The organism is Rhabdothermincola salaria, assembly GCF_021246445.1.
In the GTDB taxonomy this organism is placed as follows: Bacteria; Actinomycetota; Acidimicrobiia; order Acidimicrobiales; family Acidimicrobilacustridaceae; genus Rhabdothermincola_A; species Rhabdothermincola_A salaria.
In genome coordinates, this window is sequence record NZ_JAJQXW010000002.1 from 160,058 (window position 1) to 177,734 (window position 17,677).

Consider the following 17,677-nt stretch of genomic DNA (forward strand, 5'->3'; position numbering starts at 1 on the left):
GCCACGTCCGACCGGCGGGCGTCGACGCTCCGACATCGCCGTCGGGACATCGGAAGTAGACTTCGCCTGTTCGCACCGGCCACCAGGGGGACCGCCATGACCGACGTCGCTGCTCGCGCCGAGCGCACGCACGAGCCGCTCACCGACCAGTTCCTCGGCGTCGAGCTGTCGGTCGCCGACGCCCCGGCGTACTACGCCGAGCTGCGGGCGAAGGGCCGGCTGTTGTGGAACGCCTCCCAGGGCTTCTGGGTGGCGCCGCACCACGCCGAGGTGATGGCCGTGAGCACCGACCCGGCCACCTTCCGCTCGGGCCAGGGCATCCTCACCTTCGAGATCGGCGCCGAGTACGCCACGCCGCCCACGATGATGCACACCGACCCGCCTGAGCACACCCGCTACCGGTCGCTGGTGCAGCCCGCCTTCGGCCGGCGGGTCGTGCGCACCCTCGACGAGTCGGTGCGGGCCGCGGCCGAGGCCCTGGTCGCCGACCTGCCCGTCGGCGAGCCGGTTGACGTGGTGGCCCCGCTGGCGGTGCCCCTGCCGGTGCAGGTGATCGCCCAGCTCCTCGGCCTTCCCGAGGAGCGCTGGGACGACGTGTGGGAGTGGTCCGAGGCGTCGATCCCCGGCACCGACACCTACGCCGACCCCGAGCGCCGGGCCGCGTTGCACGACGAGATGCTCCAGGAGCTCCTGCGCCTCGTCGGCCAGGCCCGCACCAACCCGACCGACGACGTCATCTCCCAGCTCGTCGGGGTGGAGGTCGACGGCGACCGCCTCACCGACGACGAGATGACGATGTTCCTCAACCAGCTGCTGGTGGCCGGCAACGAGACCACCCGCAACACCATCTCGGGGGGACTGGTGGCGCTGGCCGAGAACCCCGACCAGTGGCAGCGGCTGGTCGAGGACCGCTCGCTCGTGCCCGGTGCCGTCGAGGAGATCCTGCGCTGGACCACCGCCGTCATCTACTTCATGCGCACCGCCACCCGCGACGTGGTCCTTGGCGGAGAGCAGGTCCTCGCCGGCGACCCGGTGGTGATGCTCTACGCCTCGGCCAACCTCGACCCCGAGCAGTTCGGGCCCGACGCCGCCGAGTTCCGCATCGACCGCGCACCGAACCACCACGTGGCGTTCGGGTTCGGCGCCCACTTCTGCCTCGGCGCGGCGCTGGCCCGCCTCGAGGTGGCGGCCGTGCTCGACGCCCTGCTCGACCGGGGCGTCACCCGCCTCGAGCTGGCCGGCCCGGTGGGTCGCTCACGCTCCAACATCATCGCCGGGGTCACCGAGGCCCCCATGGTCCTGCACACCTCCTGAAACCGGAGCCTCTCGGCGCATCAGTTGCGGTGGTCGTCCGCCCAGACCTGCTCGGCGCGGCGGGCGACGTCGCGCAACGGGCGGCCCAGGGCGCGGGCGGCAGCGGCCACGTCGTCGTGCTCGGCCTTGGCCCGTGACCCGCTGACCTTCACCCGCACGGTCTGGCCGTCGACCTCGACGGTGTGGACCTCGCGCGCCTGGGGCCAGCGCTGCATCGTCGAGGCCCGCACCCCGAGGGTGCCGGTCTCGGCAACGAGTAGGTCCCGCAACACCGGGGCGAGGGCGGGGTCGGCCAGCACGTGCACGGTGTGGGCCGGCCGCCCCTTCTTCATGACGATGGGCGTGACCCAGGCGTCGTGGGCGCCAGCGTCGAGCAGGCGGGCGATGGTGTGGGCCAGCACCTCGCCGGTGACGTCGTCGACGTTGGCCTCGAGCGCCACCACGGGCTGGCCCTCGGCCACCGAGCCGTCGGCCGCGGTGCGGGTGCCGAGAACCACCTGGGTGAGGTTGGGGCGCTCGTCGAGCTCGGCGGTGCCGGCCCCGAAGCCGCTGGCGGTGATGGTCATGGCCGGCATGGGCCCCCACTGCACGACGTTGGCGGCCAGCAGCGCGGCGCCGGTGGGGGTGGTGAGCTCGCGGGCGATGGGCAGCCCGTAGGTGGGGGCGCCGGCCAGCAGCGACACCACCGCCGGGACGGGCACCGGCAGCTCGCCGTGGGCGGCCCGAACGGTGCCGAGGCCGTCGGCCACGGGGCTGGAGGCGACCTCGTCGACGCCGAGCACCTCGAGGGCGGCGCAGGTGCCGACCACGTCGACGATGGCGTCGAGGGCGCCGACCTCGTGGAAGTGGACCGTCTCGGGCGGCTGGCGGTGCAGGTGGCCCTCGGCCTCGGCCAGGGCCCGGAAGGTGGCCAACGCCCGACGGTGCACCCGATCGGGCAGGCCCGCCTCGGCCACGATGGCCACCACATCGGAGGCGCGGCGGTGCGGCGGCGAGGCCTCCGTGCGCACGTGGACCTTGGTGCCGCCGATCCCGGAGCGCATGACCGTCTCGGTCTCGAGCGACCAGCCGCTCACCGGGAGGCGGGCCAGCAGGGCTCGCACCTCGTCGAGGTCGGCGCCGGCGTCGAGCAGAGCGCCGAGGGCCATGTCGCCGGCGATGCCCGAGAAGCAGTGGAACCAGGCCACGGTGGTGCCGGGCGCCCCGCCCGACGCCGGCACCGTCACCCCGTCCCACGCCAGGGCGGACGGGGCGCTGTCGTGGCTGTGGTCGTGGCTGTGGTCGTGGGGATGCGTGTGGTCGTGCTGGTGGTCAGCCACGAGGCGACGCTCCGCCCGCTGGGGCCCAGGCGGCGGGCGACCCTGCGGCATCCTGAACCGCCCGCCCCGAGCCTGAGGGTGAGGTCGAGGTCGAGGTCGAGGTCGAGGTGTTCAGCATGCGCAACACGGCGCAGGCGGCGCCGAAGCCGTTGTCGATGCCGACCACGCTGAGGCCCGAGGCGCACGACGCCATCATCCCGAGCAGGGCGGTGACCCCCGCCAGCCCTGATCCGTAGCCCACGCTGGTGGGGACGGCCACGACCGGAGCGGCGGTGAGGCCGGCGACCACGCTCGACAGGGCGCCTTCCATGCCGGCCACCACGACGAGGGCGTCACAGGCCACCAGCTCGTCGACGGCGTCGAGGACCCGGTGCAGGCCGGCCACGCCGATGTCGGTGATGCGCAGCGGGTCGAGGCCGTGGGCGGCGAGCGTGACCGCCGCTTCCTCGGCCACGGGCAGGTCGGCGGTGCCGGCGGCGACCACGGCCACCCGCTCGGGGCGCGGGGCGGCCGGCCGCCAGACGATCGTGTGCAAGGTGCGCCCAGCAGGGTCGCCGGCCCCGGCCTCGGTGCTGCGGCCGCCCGGGTTGGCCCCGAGAGCGGCCTCGCGCTGAGGCCCGTCGGCCCGGGACAGCAGCACCGGTGTGGACCCGGGCTGGGCCAGCAGCTCGCCGACGATGGCGGCGCAGTGCTCGGGGCTCTTGCCCGGGGCGTAGACCGCCTCGGCCATGCCCTGGCGGAGTTGGCGGTGGTGGTCGATGCGGGCGAAGCCGAGATCGGCGAAGGGCAGGCGTCGCAGTTGGGCCACGGCGTCGTCGGCGCTGACCGTGCCCGAGCGGATGCCGTCCACCAGTCCCCGCAGGGCCATCTCGTCCATCCCCCCATCCTCCCCGATCGTCGGGGTCGACACCGCACCGACCGTGGCGCGGCGGAACTCGCCGGGTCCGATCGACCGGTGTCGTTATCCTCCGACCGTGACCGACATCGCCGCTCCGCCCCCTGCCAGCCCCGACTGGTCGGCGCGCACCATCGCCTTCCTGGGGCCGATCGGCACGTTCTCCGAGCAGGCCCTGTTGAGCGACGAGGACCTGGCCCGGGCCAAGGCCGTGCCGCTGCCCACGTTCTCGGCGGTGCTCAACGCGGTGGAGGCGGGCGAGGTCGACCTCGGGTTCGTGGCCATCGAGAACGCCATCGAGGGCACGGTCAACGTCACCCAGGACACGCTCGCCTTCGACGCCGACCTGCTGATCCAGCGCGAGGTCGTGCTCCCCGTCCACCTCGACCTGATGGCCCGCCCGGGTGTGGTGCTCGACCAGATCACCCACGTCTGGTCCTATCCCCACGCTCTGGCCCAGTGCCGCAAGTTCCTGGCCCGCGAGCTTCCGCTGGTCGAGGCCGAGGCCACAAACTCCACCGCCGATGCGGCCCGCACGTTGGCCGAGCAGGGCGACACCCACGCCGGGGCCATCGCCCCCGCCCGGGCGGCCGAGGTCTACGGCCTCGAGGTGCTGGCCCACGCCATCGAGGACCACGACGACAACGCCACCCGCTTCGTGCTGGTGGCCCGCGCCGGCGTACCCGCCTCCACGGGGCACGACAAGACATCGATCGTGGTGTTCCAGCGTGCCGACGAGCCCGGCAGCCTGCTCGGCATCCTCCAGGAGTTCGCCGCCCGCGGCATCAACCTGACCCGCCTCGAATCGCGCCCCACCCGGCGCGGCCTGGGTGACTACTGCTTCCTGATCGATCTCGAGGGGCACCTCCGAGACGAAGTGGTGGCCGATGCCCTGCGCGCGCTCAAGACCAAGCAGGCCGACGTGAAGTTCCTCGGCTCGTACCCGGCGGCCGGCGAGCACGGCGCCACCGTGCGCGCCGAGGCCAACGAAGCCGCCCGTCGCGCCGAGGCCTGGCTGTCCGGCCTGCGAGCCGACATCGCCGGCGCCTGAAGGCGCGAGAGCGTTCCCCGAATCATCAACACATGCTGACGATTCACGAGTCCATCGAACACGCCTAGCCGTGAGCGCCGGCGGAGATCGTGCGGGCGATGTCCTCGGCCTGGGCCTGGTCCCAGCCACCGGTGATGGTGATCTCGTCGGCCTCGAACGACGGCGTCATGATCGTGGGCGCCGTGACGACCTCGCCGTCGACCACGAGGGCCACCTGACCCGTCGGACAGCCGTCGCTGCTGGTCGTGCAGGCGGTCGCGATGGCGTTGAAGGCGTCGATGCCCGCCTCTCCCGCAGCCAGCTCCGGCTGCACCTCCCACTCGTCGCCCTGGCCAGGGGCCGCGGTGGCTCGAACGATGCCGCGCCCGTCGACGACGACCGGGCCGAGCTGGTCGAGCGTCGGCAGGTCGTCCTGGGACCCGGATGACGCCGGTCCGGTGACCACGGGCCGGAAGGACACCGACTCCGGCGGTGCTGTCGCGGTGGGGAAGACCGCCTCCGTCGTCGGGGTGTTCGAGGCCGCCGCGGACACCGGGGCGGACGACGGCTCGTCGGGACCGCTGCTGCAGGCCGCGCTGACGCCAGCCATCACCACGAGGGCGACGACGATCGACCGGGAGCCGCGCATCGTTGCGCTCTCTGGCTTCGGTGGGGATTGGGCGTCGTTCATTCCGACTCCGATCGCTCGATGCGGGTATCGGCCTGTCGACGACATCCATGCTGGGTCATCGCCCACCTGGGTCGGTTCATCGGCCCTCCCTCGCTTGGGGGCGGCAGGCCCGTGCCTTGGATGCAGCAACGGAGAGCTCACCTCGGCGCGTCAGTGTCGAGGAACGCCAGGATGTCATGCCGGGCGTGGAGCACCCGCCAGATGTCGATGCGATCGCTGTACGGCACGTAGAAGACGAGGTACGGGAAGCCTCGGACGGGCCATTTCCTCAGATCCGGGATGTCGAGCTCGAAGGCGAAGCGGAGCGAGCCCATCGACGGCTTGTCGCAGAGGTCGGCGATCGCGGTCTCGATGGCGCCGACGAACACGAGTGCGATGTCGGGGCCTGCTTCGTCGCGGTAGTAGGCCACCGCTTCCTCGATGTCGCGCGCCGCGACCGCGCGGAGCTGGGCGTGCACGAAGTGGTGCTCAGCTTGCGGTCTGCGCCTGGTCCCGGAGTGACGCGAAGTACGCCGCGTCGGCGGTGGCGACGACCGGTGCCCGAGCCCCGTCGAGGAGGGCGGAGCGAAGCTCGCGGCGGTCGCGATCGCGTCTGATCAGCTCGCGCACGTACTCGCTGGTCGAGCCGAAGTTGCCCTCGTCGACCTGAGCGTCGACGAACGATCGAAGCTCCTCGGGCAGCGAGACGTTCATCGTGGCCATGGTCTGAGGCTAGAAGGCTTGGCAACCTTTGCCAAGGGCGTCGCGCACGACCGGCGGACCCCGGGCGCGGTCAGGTCGACCCCGGGGAAGAGCCAGCCGACCTCTGGCGGACGCGGGAACCAGAGCCGAGGATCCGTCGTCAGACGTGACATGCGGGATTCCGACGGCAACGAGATGGACGACGACCAGGGCGCCGGTTCGCCCTCCGAGCCACCGGCCGAGGCGGCAGCGCTGCGACGGCGCAATCGACAGCTCACGGTCGTCGTCGCCGTCGCGCTCGTCGTGGTGGCCGTTCTGGCCGGTGTCGTGGCCGTGGGGTGGGCCGGCGACGCCGACGAGACGGCGGGATCAGCGGGCTCCGGCGACATCCCCGCGGGGCGCAGCGATGTGGAGGCCCTGCTGGCCGGGCTCGACGACCGGCCCGTCGACCCCACCGAGGTGCAGCTCGTGAGCAGCGTGTCCACCTTCGCCGACTGCGACGCCCTGACCGGCGACCTGCGCCGGGTGGGCGCCGAGCACGTCGGCAGCCGGGGCTTCGGCGCGATGTTCGGTATCGGTTTCACGCCCTACGGCGCCTTCGACGAGGTCGGGCGGGCGACGGACCACGCCTCGGCGGCACCCGCGTCCCAGGCGAGCGACGGCGGCGACGGCGCGGGGGTCGGGACCACGCTGGGCACCAACGTCCAGGTGGAGGGCGTCGACGAGCTCGACCACGTCAAGGCCGTCGGGAACCTGATCTACGACCTCGACGGGGAGGGCCACCTACGCATCACCGACGCCGGCAGCCTCGAGGTCGTCTCCCGCGTCGACGTGACCCCGGAGCCGCTCGGTGGTGGCGAGGACGACACGGCGACCGCGCACCAGCTCCTCGCCGAGGAGGGTCGGGTCGTCGTGTTCGGCACCGAGACCGAGGTGTCCGAGCCGGTGGAGGGCGACCCGTCGGCCACCCGGGCCACCACCAGCTTCCTCACCGTCACGTTCGTGGACACCGCCGATGTCGCCGAGCCGGTCGTGAGCGACCGGGTGCGGGTGGAGGGCCGGCTCGTGTCCGCTCGGCTGGTGGACGGCCAGATCCGTCTCGTCACCACGTCCGACATGGCCGACCTCGGCTTCGTGATGCCCACGACCCCGACGTCGGTGGCCAAGGCGCTGGAGCAGAACCGCCGGTCCGTGGCGGTCTCCAGCACGGTCGACTGGATCCCCGATTGGCAGCGGGCCGGCGCCGACCCGACACCCCTTGTGCCGTGCGAGCGAGTCCACGTGCCCGACACCTTCGCCGGCGTGGCCATGACCTCGATGGTCACGTTCCCCATCGGGTCCGGCACGTTCGAGCCGGCCGCCACGTCGATCCTGGCGCCGGGCGACACGCTCTACGCCGGGCTCGAGAAGGTGGCGATCAGCTCCGGTGTCTGGGTCGATCCGATCGACCGGGACCGTCTCCGCTTCGACGACTGGCAGACCGCCGTGCACGAGTTCTCCTTCGCCGAGGGCGCGGCTCCCGGCTACGAGGGCTCGGGGATCGTCGACGGGTCGACGGTGGGCCAGTTCGCGTTCGGCGAGATCGGCGAGTCGCTCGCGGTGGTCACCACCGTCGGGACCCCGTGGGCGCAGGACACCTCGCGGAACGCCGTCGACCTCGTGGTCCTCGCGCCCGACGGCCACGGGGCGCTCGACCGCTCCGGCGACGTCGAGGACCTCGCCGACGGCGAGGGGGCCGTCAGCGCCGTGCGCTTCGTGGAGGGCCGGGTGCTGGTGTCGACCGGGGTCTTCGGCCAGGAAGTGCGCGTCGTCGACGTGTCCGACCCGTCGGCCCCACGCAAGGCCGGCGAGATCACCGTGCCCGGACCGATCGGCTACTTCCACCCGCTGCCCGAGGATCGGGCCCTGCTGGTCGGGTCTCGCACCGACGAGGTCGGCGCCGGCGACGACATCCAGTGGCGGTCCTGGGTCCAGGCCCACCTGCTCGACGTGTCCGATGCGGACGCACCGCAGATCGTCAGCACCTGGGAGCGCCCCTGGTCCGTCGACCAGATCGGCGCCGACCACCACGCCTTCACCTTCTGGCCCGAACGGGACCTGGCGCTGTGGGGCCTCCGCGACACGCAGATCACCTTCGACGAGACCGGGCCACCGAACCATGCGGCGGTGCTGCGGGTCCACGGCGAGGTGAGCGAGGTGGCCGTTCCGGTGGCGAACGAGCCGAACGAGACGCCGCCGCCCTGTCCCGAGGTGGCGGTCACCGAACCCGAGATGCGGGCCATGATCGGGCCGGACAGCCGGGTGCTGCGCTGTGACGACGGGGGTACCGGCCGGGTCGACTGGCCACGCCACCAGTGCCACCGCGTCGACCCGGGCACCGTCGCCCGCTTCGTGCCCGACGCCCAGGACGGCGAGTACGTCATCTGCAACCCGGCGCCGCAACCGGCGGTCTCCCGGGTGCTGGTCGTCGACGGCCGACCGATCCTGCTCACCGACCAGACGCTCGAGGCGCTCGACCCGGAGACGTTCGCGTCCACGCAGGTCGCCTACCACCCCAGCGAACGCAACTACCTCCCCTCCTTCTGACCCTCGAGCCGCCGGCCGCCGGGAGCGCTCGGCCACCCGGGGCCGGGTATCGTCGCCGGCGGAGGGATGGCAGAGCGGACGATTGCGACGGTCTTGAAAACCGTTGAGGGGCAACCCTCCGGGGGTTCGAATCCCCCTCCCTCCGCTGCTGTGTAGTGTTTTCACCACTGGAGAGGTGCCGGAGTCCGGTCGATCGGGCCTCCCTGCTAAGGAGGTGACGGGGAAACCTGTCCGTGGGTTCAAATCCCACCCTCTCCGCAACATCGTGGGCCCCGCTCCGGCGGGGCCCACGGTCGTTCTCGGCCTGGTGACGTTCGTTGCCGCCGGATTGCGAGGATGACGACGCGACTGCGCTTGTGTTGCATTTGTGTTGCGAAGCCACCAGACTCTCCCCCATGCCGTCCACCACCCCGACGCCCACCACCCCGGCCCCCCCGATGCGCCGCACGCGCACCCGGCGGCTGGCCGCCCGTTCCCTCCTCGCCATCGCCGCTCTGGTGGTGCTGGCCTCGTGCACCCCGAACCAGATGCGCACCTGGTACACCAACCAGGGCATCGACCACTCCGAGATGAGCGAGCAGCAGGTGGCCGAGGCCGCCTACGTGGCCACCATCTACTGGGCGGCCGTGTTCGCCGAGAACGCGGAGCTGTCCAAGTTCAACCACGTCCTCACCGACGGCCAGCTCTACAACCTGCGTCGGTGCGAGTCCACCGACAACTACGGCGCCGTGAGCTCCACCGGTCTCTATCGCGGGGCCTACCAGTTCCACCAGAACACCTGGAACAACGTCGCCCGCCAGCACTACCCCAAGTACGTCGGCGTCGACCCCGCCCGGGCCGAGCCCAAGGTGCAAGACGCCATGACCCGCGCCCTGTGGTCCATGACCGGTCCCCGCTCGTGGCCCGTGTGCGGCTACCGCGTCTGACCCACCCCCCGGCGGCACCGCCCGCCTGACACGACCCCCCGCACGATGCCGTCGAGTCCGCTCGGCGGCATCGTCGCGTCCAGGCCTCGCGTCCGGGCTCTCGTCCGGCCCTCGTCGGCGATCCTGCCGAGGAGTGGCCCGGCGGTCACGGTGGGGACCGAAGCCCCTGGCTGGGGGGCGGGAAGAGGCGGACGATCACGTCAGAGACACGTGCGTGTCGTCTGACGAAGGGAGGGATCGTGAGCCAGATCCCACCACCACCCCCCGAGGGCTGGGTGCCCCCGGGCTCGACACCGCCCCCACCACCGGCCGGTTCACCTCCGCCCCCGGGGGGCTCTCCCCCACCGGGCGCGGCACCGCCCCCACCGGCGGGTGGCCAACCTCCGGGCGGGTATCCCCCTCCCGGCGGCGGCTATCCGCCCCAACCGCCGGGCGGCCCACCCGGCGGATGGCAGCCCAACCAGCCCCCACCCGGGTGGCAGCCTCCACCCAAGCGCCGCTCGCCGGTGCTGTTGATCGTGGCCATCTTCGGTGTGATGGTGCTCATCACCGGCGCGGTGGTGGGCGCGATCGTGCTCACCCGCGACGACGAGGCCGCCGCGGGGGAGATCTTCCTCGAGACCGCCGGGAGCCCCGGCCAGGATCCCTTCGGTGCCCTGAGCGGCCCGGTCGTGACGGCCGCCACCTCGACCACGGCAACCACGCAGGCCACCACCCCGACCACCGCCGCCGGGACGATCGCCACCCGCACGGTGGCGGGCGACGAGCGCGGCCTCTACGGCGGCTCGCTCGACGGCGGCCGCTGCGACGCCGAGGAGCAGATCACCTTCCTGTCGGCCAACCCGGCCATCGCCGAGGCGTTCGTGTCGGCGCTCAACCGCGACCCGACGTTGCGATGGAGCGGTGGCACCCAGGTCAGCACCGCCCAGATCAGCTCCTACATCCGTGAGCTGACCCCGGTCACGCTGGTCAGCGACACCCGGGTGACCAACTACGGCTACCGCGACGGCCGAGCCACACCGCGCCAGGCCGTGTTGCAGCAAGGTACCGCGGTGATGGTGGACCGCTACGGCGTCCCCAGGATCAAGTGCAACTGCGGGAACCCGCTGACCCAGCCCATCGCTGTGCGCTCCACCCCGACCTGGGTGGGCCCGCCGTGGCCGGGCTTCGACCCCACCAACATCGTCGTGGTCAACCAGACCAACGTGGAGATCAACGTGTTCGTGCTGGTGAACATCACCGGTGAGGGCACGATCGAGCGCACCGCGGGCGCCGACGGGGTCGACACCCCGAGCAGCCCGCCGCCCACGACCCCTCCGGCCACCCAGCCTCCGGGGACCCAGCCTCCGGGCACCACCCCCCCGGCCACCGCTCCCGGCGGCGAGTCGCTGGGCACCGGGGACGTGAGGGTGACGCTCACCTGGACCGGCGACGCCGACGTCGACCTGCACGTGGTCGACCCCACCGGGTTCGAGATCTACTTCGGCTCCCCGTCGTCGCCGAGCGGCGGCGAGCTCGACGTCGACGACATCCCGAGCGACGGCGACACCGGCACCCACGTGGAGAACGTGTTCTGGCCGACAGGCGGGGCTCCCGCCGGGGCCTACTCCGCCTGGGCTCGCAACCTGGGCGGCACGACCGGCTCGGCCGCCTACACCCTCGACGTGTTCGTGAACGGCGTTCGCGTCGGTGGCAGCTCGGGCACCCTGGCCGACGGCACGGACTCGCCCGTGACCGACTTCAGCTTCTGAGGTCCGCGACCCTCCGGGCCCGTCCGACCCCGGCGCACCACCGGGACGGGCGGGCCCGCGGCGTCGAACGCGGTTCGATGCTCGCCGCCATGGCGATTGCCGTACGGTACGGCATCTGGTAAACGAGGAGCCGTGACGCCCACTGCCCGCCGCGCCCCCTCCGGCGCCTCCACGCGACGGCGGGTCTCGCGGGGCACGCTGTCGCAGCAGCACATCGTCGACGCCACCTTGCGCCTGGTCCGCGACGAGCCATCAACCCCCATCACCATGGAGCGGGTGGCGTCGGTGCTCGGCACCCGGCCCATGTCGCTCTACACCCACGTGCGCAACCGGGAGGAGCTGGTGGCGCTGGCGGCCCGTCAGGCCCTCGGCGAGTGGGACGCCAGCGTGCCGCCCCGGGCCCGCTGGGAGATCCAGCTGCGCACCTGGTGCCGTTCGTTGCGCGAGCACGTCCAGGCCTACCCCCAGCTGATGTTGGAGATGACCAGCCAGGGCTCGTTCCAGCCCGCCCTGCTCGAGGCCGTGGCCGTGTTGGCCCGGGTGCTGCGCCGCGCCGGGCTGGAGGGCGCGCCCCTGGCGGCTGCGCTGCGGTGGGTGCCCCAGACCGTGCTCGGCGCCGTGGTGCTCGAGCTGGCCCGACCCGCCGACCTCGAGACGCCCGACCACGAGGCCGCCGCCATCTACGGGTCGTTGGCGGCGTTGTCGGCCGACGACCGCGCCGAGTACGACGACGTGCTCGACCACTTCGTCAGCCCGGAGCTGGCCGACCTGTTCGAGTACTCGATCGACCGGCTGATCGACGGCGTCCGCGCCGCAGCCGCCGAGGTGGCCCGGTAGCGGGGACCGCCACACCGACGCGCTCGACGTCCGGGCGCCCGTCAAGGGGGAACACATGGGGAACGAGACGATGCGGGCCTGGCAGGTCCACACCTACGGCGATCCGCTCGACGTGCTGCGCCTCGACGAGGTCGCCGTGCCCACCCCGGATCCGGGGGAGCTGCTGGTGCGGGTCGAGGGCATCCCCCTCAACCTCAACGACCTGGAGCGCATCAACGGCGGCAACATGATGGTGCGCCCCGAGCTGCCCTACAGCCCGGGCATGGAGGTGACGGGCGTGGTGGAGGCGGCCGGCGAGGGGGCCGAGTCGTTCGTGGGCCGCCGGGTGGCGGCCACCACCAAGATGGCCATCGGCGGGTACGCCGAGCTGGCCCTCTGCCCGGCGGTGGCGGCCTTCGACATGCCGGCCGACGTGCCCATGCCCGACGCCGCCGCCCTCTTCTTCCCGTTCCACCTGGCCTGGATCGGCCTGTTCGACCGGGCCGAGCTCACCGCGGGAGAGACAGTCCTCATCCACGCCGCCGCCGGTGGCTCTGGGTCGGCCGCGGTGCAGCTGGCCAAGGACGCCGGCGCCCGGGTGATCGCCACCGCCGGCTCGGAAGCCAAGCTCGCCCTGTGCCGCGAGCTCGGCGCCGACGTGACCATCGACTACACCACCACCGACATCGCCGAGGTGGTGCTGGCCGAGACCGAGGGCCGGGGCGTCGACGTGGTGTTCGACAACGTCGGCCAGGCGGTGTGGGACGCGTCGTTCAAGAGCCTGGCCTACAACGGCCGCTACGTGATGATGGGCTTCGCCTCCAACAAGGAGGTGGCCGACGAGCCCTTCGTCGTGCCCCGCACCGTCGCGTTGTCCAACGCCAAGCTCTGCGGGGTGATGCTCAACTACCAGTCCGACGAGATGGTCGGCTTCCTCAAGGGGGCCATGGGCTGGAACGTGGCCCCGAGCAGCCTCGGGGTCCGCATCCAGGACGAGGTCCTCGAGCGCTACCGCGCCGGGCGGGTCAAGGCCGTCGTGGGTGAGGTGGTCCCCTTCGAGGAGCTGCCGCGCGCCATCGATGCCATGGCCAACCGGGCCACCATCGGCCGGGTGGTCATCACCACGTCCTGACGGGGTCGGGCCGAACCCGTCCCGGTCAGCCGGGCATGGTGTCGACGCCCGGCTTCTCCTCGGGCGGGAGCCCGAAGTGGTGGACGTACTCGGCGAAGTCGGCCCGGATCTGGTCGGGCACGATGCCGTAGTCCTCGGGCCGGTAGCTGTGCACCCCGTGCTTGCCGGGCGGGTTGTCGTCGATGAAGGCCTTCATGGCCCGGGCGCCCTCGTCGCTCATGGGCAGGTCGAACGCGTCGTAGATGCTCTCGACGACGGCGAACTGGTCCTTCACGAAGTCGGTGAACAACACGTCGTAGAAGACGGCGTCGGGGTACTCCTTGGCCTGACGGACGTGGATGCCGTTCATCAGCACGTTGCGCAACCGGGGCGTCCAGTCGGCCGCCACCTCGGCAGGGTCCACGGAGTCGCTGCCCACCCCGCGCACGAGGGTGGTGAGGCTGGCGTAGGAGGTCATGGACTTCACCGGGTCGCGGTGGGTGAACACGATGCGGGCGTCGGGATAGGTCTCGAGGAGGTGATCGAGGCCCCAGAGGTGGGCACCGGTCTTGAGCACCCACCGGTCGCCGGCGTTGTGGGCCTGGAGGTGTTGCAGCTGGGTCAGGTGGAACTCGTACACGCTGGACCAGGGGGCGTCGGTGTCGACCCAGTCCTCGTAGCTGGGCACGCGGAACTGGTTGTGGAACAGCGGCGTGATCATGGCCTCGCCCATCATCGTCACGCACTCCTGGGAGAGCTCGGCGCCCATGGGATGGATGGCCTTGAACTCGGGGATCTGCTCGTCCTGGGCCGGGAAGGTGGCGGCGCAGGCGGCGATGCGCGGGTCGGTGGTGAAGGTCTCGGCCCGCGGAGGAGGCGACGGGAACATGGTCTCCCACGTGAGCGGGGCCCGGTTGGCCGGGTCGGAGGCGAGGATGTCGTGCAGGATCGTGGTGCCGGTGCGGGGCATGCCGATGATGAAGACGGGCTTGACGATCTGCTGGGTGGCGATGGCCGGATCGGTCTTGCGGTCGTCGACGTAGCCGAGGCGGTTGGCGGTGTGGAGCAGCATGCGCTCCCTGGCGATCATGTGGCCGAGCTCGTTGAGGTCGGCCTCGGTGCGCAGCGAGTCGAGGGTGCGGTCGAGCCCCTCGAGGTAGATGTCGCCGTTGGGTCCGAGGTCGGTCAGACCGCCGGTGCGGCGCCCGGCCTCCTCGAGGATCCAGTCGCGCTCGAGCTCTTGCGTGTCGGCCATCGGTCGTCCCCCTGGAGTTCGGCGCGAGGCCCCCTCGCCCCACGACGCTCGGTACCGTAGCCCATACGGTACCGCCGATGCCGTGTCGATTCGGGCCGCCACCGTCGAGCGCCTTGCGTCACCGCCGTCCCGAGCCGTCTCAGCTCGCCGAGGCCCACGGCCATCACCACGAGCGACCCCCGAGCCCGGTTCAGCCGCTGGGTCCGGTTTTCCTCCGGGCGGTGAGGACCGATAGAGTCACCGGGTCTCACCAGCGCTCGTAGCTCAATTGGATAGAGCATCTGACTACGGATCAGAAGGTTGGGGGTTCGAGTCCCTCCGAGCGCGCTAGCAAAAGTGCAGGTAGGCGAACTGACCCGGGCCCAGAGCCCGGCTCTACTGCTCTCCAGGTAGCAACACGGGTAGCAACGCCAGCCGGGGCAGCCACTGACGCCGTCGCGGAACGGGCTCCCCGACGTCAGCCGTCGTACTCGACGAAGACCCCATCGCGAAGTTCGTAGGCGGCGCCGTTGATGTTGAGGTCGCCGTCCATCGACGCGATGTCGGTGGCGGCTTCGATGTATCTGGGGTCACTGAGCAGCGCCGCGGCCTCAGATGCGGTCAGGCCATGTATGTCGATGTTGGCGAAGTACCCGCCCTCGGCGACGGCGCATTGGAGAACATCGAGGAGGGTGCCCTCGAACTCCTCGATCTCACCGGTGATGATGTCGCACTCATCGAGGAGGTGCTCCCGGATTCTCAGCTTCCCATCCATACCGTCGTAACCCTCGCAACACGAAGGACGGTCGGTGCGGTGACCGATCGCGACTCCGGTGACCTTCTGGACGAGTCCATCAACCTCGACGGTGGACATGAACCGCTCCTGACGGAAATTGGCGGGCTGGGGTTGCGGTGGGCGCTCTCACGCCGCGACCTCTTGAGCGAACAGCTCGGCTTGCTCAATGACGCGGAACCTAGCGGGTACCAGATACCGGAAGCCCACCGGCGCTGACCGGCGGGAGGAATGGGGCCGTCAAGGCTCGACCCGTGCGATCTCACTGCTTGGAAGGAGCGAGATGTGCCCGCAGCAGGCCCTCCCCAATAATTCTCAACAATTTTTCGCGGTTGCCATCGGCGCCATATGCCGAAGTATGGCGGGTGGAACTCCCTGCTATTCCGGGGGGCGTGTCCCGGACGTGGTCGATATAGCGATTCTGATAGCAACGCCAGCGCAAGGAATTGGGCCCGTGTGGACGACTGCGGGAGGTTGTGACGCCCCGTGATACCCGGTGATGCTTATGCGTATGACTTTTCACCCAACCCCGGCAACTTCATCGTCAGACGTCACGAGAACATCAGAGGCGCCCATATTTTTCGGCGAAGATGACAGAAATGAACACATGTGTCTGGATAACAAGCCACATAGAGAAGACAACAACGCAGATGATCGAGAACCTGCGGACAAGACCACACAGGCCATCTCGCCCGTCACCTTCTCCGACGCGCAGCGACTTCTCCAGGATCCATCTCTCGAAATCGGCATCGACAAGGTTGAACTCTGCGCTCCGATCACGACCGTGAATATCACGCCATACGAGTGCGACAAGTTCACGATGCACCAAAGCGTCGCGACAGGTGGCAGCTGGTTGCTTACCAAGGAGCTCTCGGGAGGTCAGACCATAAGGATCTCGGCGTTCTTCCGAGGTGACGCCACCGGGGGAAGCATCACCGCCACTTTCAACCCTTCGCAAGATGGCCCACTGCTCGGCCTTGATGCCGCACAGCCGTTCCTCGAAGAGGCGTTTCACGAGATGATGGATGTCAGCGCCGTGGCGGTCCCCCAGGAGGATGTACGCATCCAGCGTCTCGACCTCGCCGTCGACTTCTCACCCATCGCAGACATGAGGATGTTCTTCGTGGCGGCCAGAGCTGTGAAGCCACGGCCACAATGGCATTCCGTGCACTATGCCCCCGGTAGCAGACGTGGCGAGACCATTTACCACAAGGCCAAGACGGTCGGCGAAGTGCGCATCTATGACAAGTCGGCACAAGCAGGACTATCTGAGCCGACGGTGCGCTTCGAGGCCAGCCTCAAACGGCGCCCACTGAAGAAGCACGGCCTCGACACCCTAGGGAACCTGTCAGAAGCAAGACTGCGCGCCGCCTTTGATGATCTCATGACACCGTTCTACCCCGGTACCACGCCCATCCTGGGACTCAATGACCTACTAGAAGAAGGAGTGAAGACCCGACACCTCGCTGAGGCAATCGGCGCACGACTCCTGAAGGAGTGCGGGCTCGATCCCGGCTATCCAGACGCCCGGGTGCGACAGCACCGCAAGATCTGGAACCAGCTCGGTCTGGCGTCGACCGATGAGCTCCACCAGCTGGGTGGTCTGGCGCCATGACGAGCATGCAGCACTCAGACGATGGCCCGACACCGGCCGGCAGTGAGCAACTCGCTGAGGCGGAGTCCCCGCTCAGCCCTAGGCACGGCGCCAGCCATGCGCCACGCACCCGGCCGAGTAGTGGGACCCACCGCCCAGCCAGCCACCACCCGGCTGCCATCGTTGCCTTCCACGGCCGTCCACCAAGAGGCGACTATCAGCAGGATGCTCTCTACGCCGCCGAGCAAGAAGCTGAGATGGACATGTGGGACATCTGGTGGGCCGAAGAAGCTCATCGCCAGGCCGGATGGGACCTGGACCTCAACCTCGATCATCATCCCCACATCGCCAACCTCACCTCGGCAGTCGCCGAGCAACTCGCCCATTGGGCACTGGACCTCTGGAGCGGACCGCCCTTGCCTTCTCCTCCCTCTTGGCCTCCTCGGTCGAACCCTCGCCTCACCCTGGTGTTCGACCTCCCCTGTGACAGTGAACTCGCCGGCCTCCACCGAGGGACAGATGGGACTATTCATCTCGACGCTGACGGCTTCATCCACCCCTGGGTCGTTCTTCACGAACTGGCTCACTTCCTTACTGCGGGCACGTGGGACGCCATGGTGGACGGAGCCCACGGTCCGAGGTTCGCCGCCGTGTTGGTCGATCTCGTCGGTCTGACCGACGGGCGGGAGGCCGCCGAAGTGCTCCTCCATTGGTTCGATGTCTATGACGTTGAGGTCGACCCCTGCTGGTACAACCCCCAGTGCTGGTGTCCGCTCGATCCGATCGCGGCCCGGGCCCGACTGGAGGGGTCGCCACGGTGAATGTGTAGAGGGTCTGAAGTATCTTCAGACCGGTAGGACAACGCCGGAAAGCGCGGCACCTGGCCCCATCGGCTTGATATCGGCGACGGATTTTGCGGCACGAAGTTCGTCCCAG

16 protein-coding genes and 3 tRNA genes are annotated in these 17,677 nt (G+C 70.3%); 11 read left to right on the forward strand and 8 right to left on the reverse strand.

Translation table 11 applies throughout. The features are described from left to right. The first annotated feature begins 96 nt into the window (after positions 1 to 96). Positions 97 to 1,314, forward strand: a complete 1,218-nt coding sequence (locus LUW87_RS10015) for a cytochrome P450 (protein WP_232671036.1) — start codon at positions 97 to 99, stop codon at positions 1,312 to 1,314. A gap of 20 nt (positions 1,315 to 1,334) precedes the next feature. Here the strand turns inward: LUW87_RS10015 and larC are convergent, their stop codons facing one another. Beyond that, positions 1,335 to 2,633 (reverse strand): nickel pincer cofactor biosynthesis protein LarC, encoded by a 1,299-nt coding sequence (gene larC / locus LUW87_RS10020; RefSeq protein WP_232671037.1) that lies wholly within the window; start codon positions 2,631 to 2,633, stop codon positions 1,335 to 1,337. Further along, positions 2,626 to 3,510, reverse strand: coding sequence for a nickel pincer cofactor biosynthesis protein LarB (larB, locus tag LUW87_RS10025; RefSeq protein ID WP_232671038.1), 885 nt, complete (start codon positions 3,508 to 3,510; stop codon positions 2,626 to 2,628). Before larB ends, larC begins: the two co-directional genes overlap by 8 nt. Before the next feature lie 97 nt (positions 3,511 to 3,607). Here larB and pheA point away from each other — a divergent pair, with 97 nt between their 5' ends. Next, positions 3,608 to 4,579, forward strand: a complete 972-nt coding sequence (gene pheA, locus LUW87_RS10030; RefSeq protein ID WP_232671039.1) for a prephenate dehydratase — start codon at positions 3,608 to 3,610, stop codon at positions 4,577 to 4,579. A gap of 64 nt (positions 4,580 to 4,643) precedes the next feature. Here the strand turns inward: pheA and LUW87_RS10035 are convergent, their stop codons facing one another. From LUW87_RS10035 to LUW87_RS10045, 3 genes are all read right to left on the reverse strand, one after another. Further along, positions 4,644 to 5,207, reverse strand: coding sequence for a SecDF P1 head subdomain-containing protein (locus LUW87_RS10035; protein ID WP_232671040.1), 564 nt, complete (start codon positions 5,205 to 5,207; stop codon positions 4,644 to 4,646). Positions 5,208 to 5,386: 179 nt separating this feature from the next. Beyond that, positions 5,387 to 5,707: a type II toxin-antitoxin system RelE/ParE family toxin gene (locus tag LUW87_RS10040; RefSeq protein ID WP_232671041.1), complete on the reverse strand. Its 321-nt coding sequence runs from the start codon at positions 5,705 to 5,707 to the stop codon at positions 5,387 to 5,389. Positions 5,708 to 5,717: 10 nt separating this feature from the next. Further along, positions 5,718 to 5,951, reverse strand: coding sequence for a type II toxin-antitoxin system ParD family antitoxin (locus LUW87_RS10045; protein WP_232671042.1), 234 nt, complete (start codon positions 5,949 to 5,951; stop codon positions 5,718 to 5,720). Positions 5,952 to 6,101: 150 nt separating this feature from the next. Between LUW87_RS10045 and LUW87_RS10050 the strand changes: the two genes are divergently transcribed. From LUW87_RS10050 to LUW87_RS10080, 7 genes are all read left to right on the forward strand, one after another. After that, on the forward strand, positions 6,102 to 8,516 hold the full coding sequence (locus tag LUW87_RS10050) for a beta-propeller domain-containing protein (RefSeq protein WP_232671043.1): 2,415 nt from the start codon (positions 6,102 to 6,104) through the stop codon (positions 8,514 to 8,516). A gap of 60 nt (positions 8,517 to 8,576) precedes the next feature. Continuing rightward, positions 8,577 to 8,661 (forward strand) — tRNA-Ser (locus LUW87_RS10055). A 24-nt stretch (positions 8,662 to 8,685) separates the two neighbouring features. Next, positions 8,686 to 8,774: transfer RNA gene (locus LUW87_RS10060), tRNA-Ser, on the forward strand. Between the two features lie 137 nt (positions 8,775 to 8,911). Then, the gene (locus LUW87_RS10065) at positions 8,912 to 9,442 is read left to right on the forward strand and encodes a transglycosylase family protein (protein ID WP_283251050.1); all 531 of its coding nucleotides are present in this window, start codon (positions 8,912 to 8,914) and stop codon (positions 9,440 to 9,442) included. A 506-nt stretch (positions 9,443 to 9,948) separates the two neighbouring features. Beyond that, positions 9,949 to 11,193, forward strand: a complete 1,245-nt coding sequence (locus LUW87_RS10070) for a DUF6777 domain-containing protein (protein ID WP_232671044.1) — start codon at positions 9,949 to 9,951, stop codon at positions 11,191 to 11,193. Between the two features lie 132 nt (positions 11,194 to 11,325). Continuing rightward, positions 11,326 to 12,030 (forward strand): TetR/AcrR family transcriptional regulator, encoded by a 705-nt coding sequence (locus tag LUW87_RS10075; protein ID WP_346742451.1) that lies wholly within the window; start codon positions 11,326 to 11,328, stop codon positions 12,028 to 12,030. A 55-nt stretch (positions 12,031 to 12,085) separates the two neighbouring features. Continuing rightward, a complete protein-coding gene (locus LUW87_RS10080) occupies positions 12,086 to 13,141 on the forward strand; it encodes a quinone oxidoreductase family protein (RefSeq protein ID WP_283251051.1) in 1,056 nt (351 codons plus the stop codon). Between the two features lie 25 nt (positions 13,142 to 13,166). On the opposite strand, the gene LUW87_RS10085 is transcribed toward LUW87_RS10080, so the two are convergent. Continuing rightward, a complete protein-coding gene (locus LUW87_RS10085; RefSeq protein WP_232671045.1) occupies positions 13,167 to 14,375 on the reverse strand; it encodes a sulfotransferase family protein in 1,209 nt (402 codons plus the stop codon). A 253-nt stretch (positions 14,376 to 14,628) separates the two neighbouring features. On the opposite strand from LUW87_RS10085, the gene LUW87_RS10090 reads away from it, so the two are divergent. Continuing rightward, a tRNA-Arg gene (locus LUW87_RS10090) sits at positions 14,629 to 14,702 on the forward strand. A gap of 130 nt (positions 14,703 to 14,832) precedes the next feature. Here LUW87_RS10090 and LUW87_RS10095 read toward each other — a convergent pair. Further along, positions 14,833 to 15,228, reverse strand: a complete 396-nt coding sequence (locus LUW87_RS10095) for a hypothetical protein (protein ID WP_232671046.1) — start codon at positions 15,226 to 15,228, stop codon at positions 14,833 to 14,835. 526 nt (positions 15,229 to 15,754) lie between these two features. Here LUW87_RS10095 and LUW87_RS10100 point away from each other — a divergent pair. Further along, positions 15,755 to 16,762: a hypothetical protein gene (locus LUW87_RS10100; RefSeq protein WP_232671047.1), complete on the forward strand. Its 1,008-nt coding sequence runs from the start codon at positions 15,755 to 15,757 to the stop codon at positions 16,760 to 16,762. Between the two features lie 14 nt (positions 16,763 to 16,776). Here the strand turns inward: LUW87_RS10100 and LUW87_RS10105 are convergent, their stop codons facing one another. Beyond that, entirely contained in the window at positions 16,777 to 17,451 is a 675-nt protein-coding gene (locus LUW87_RS10105; RefSeq protein ID WP_232671048.1) for a hypothetical protein, read from the reverse strand. Between the last annotated feature and the right edge of the window lie 226 nt (positions 17,452 to 17,677).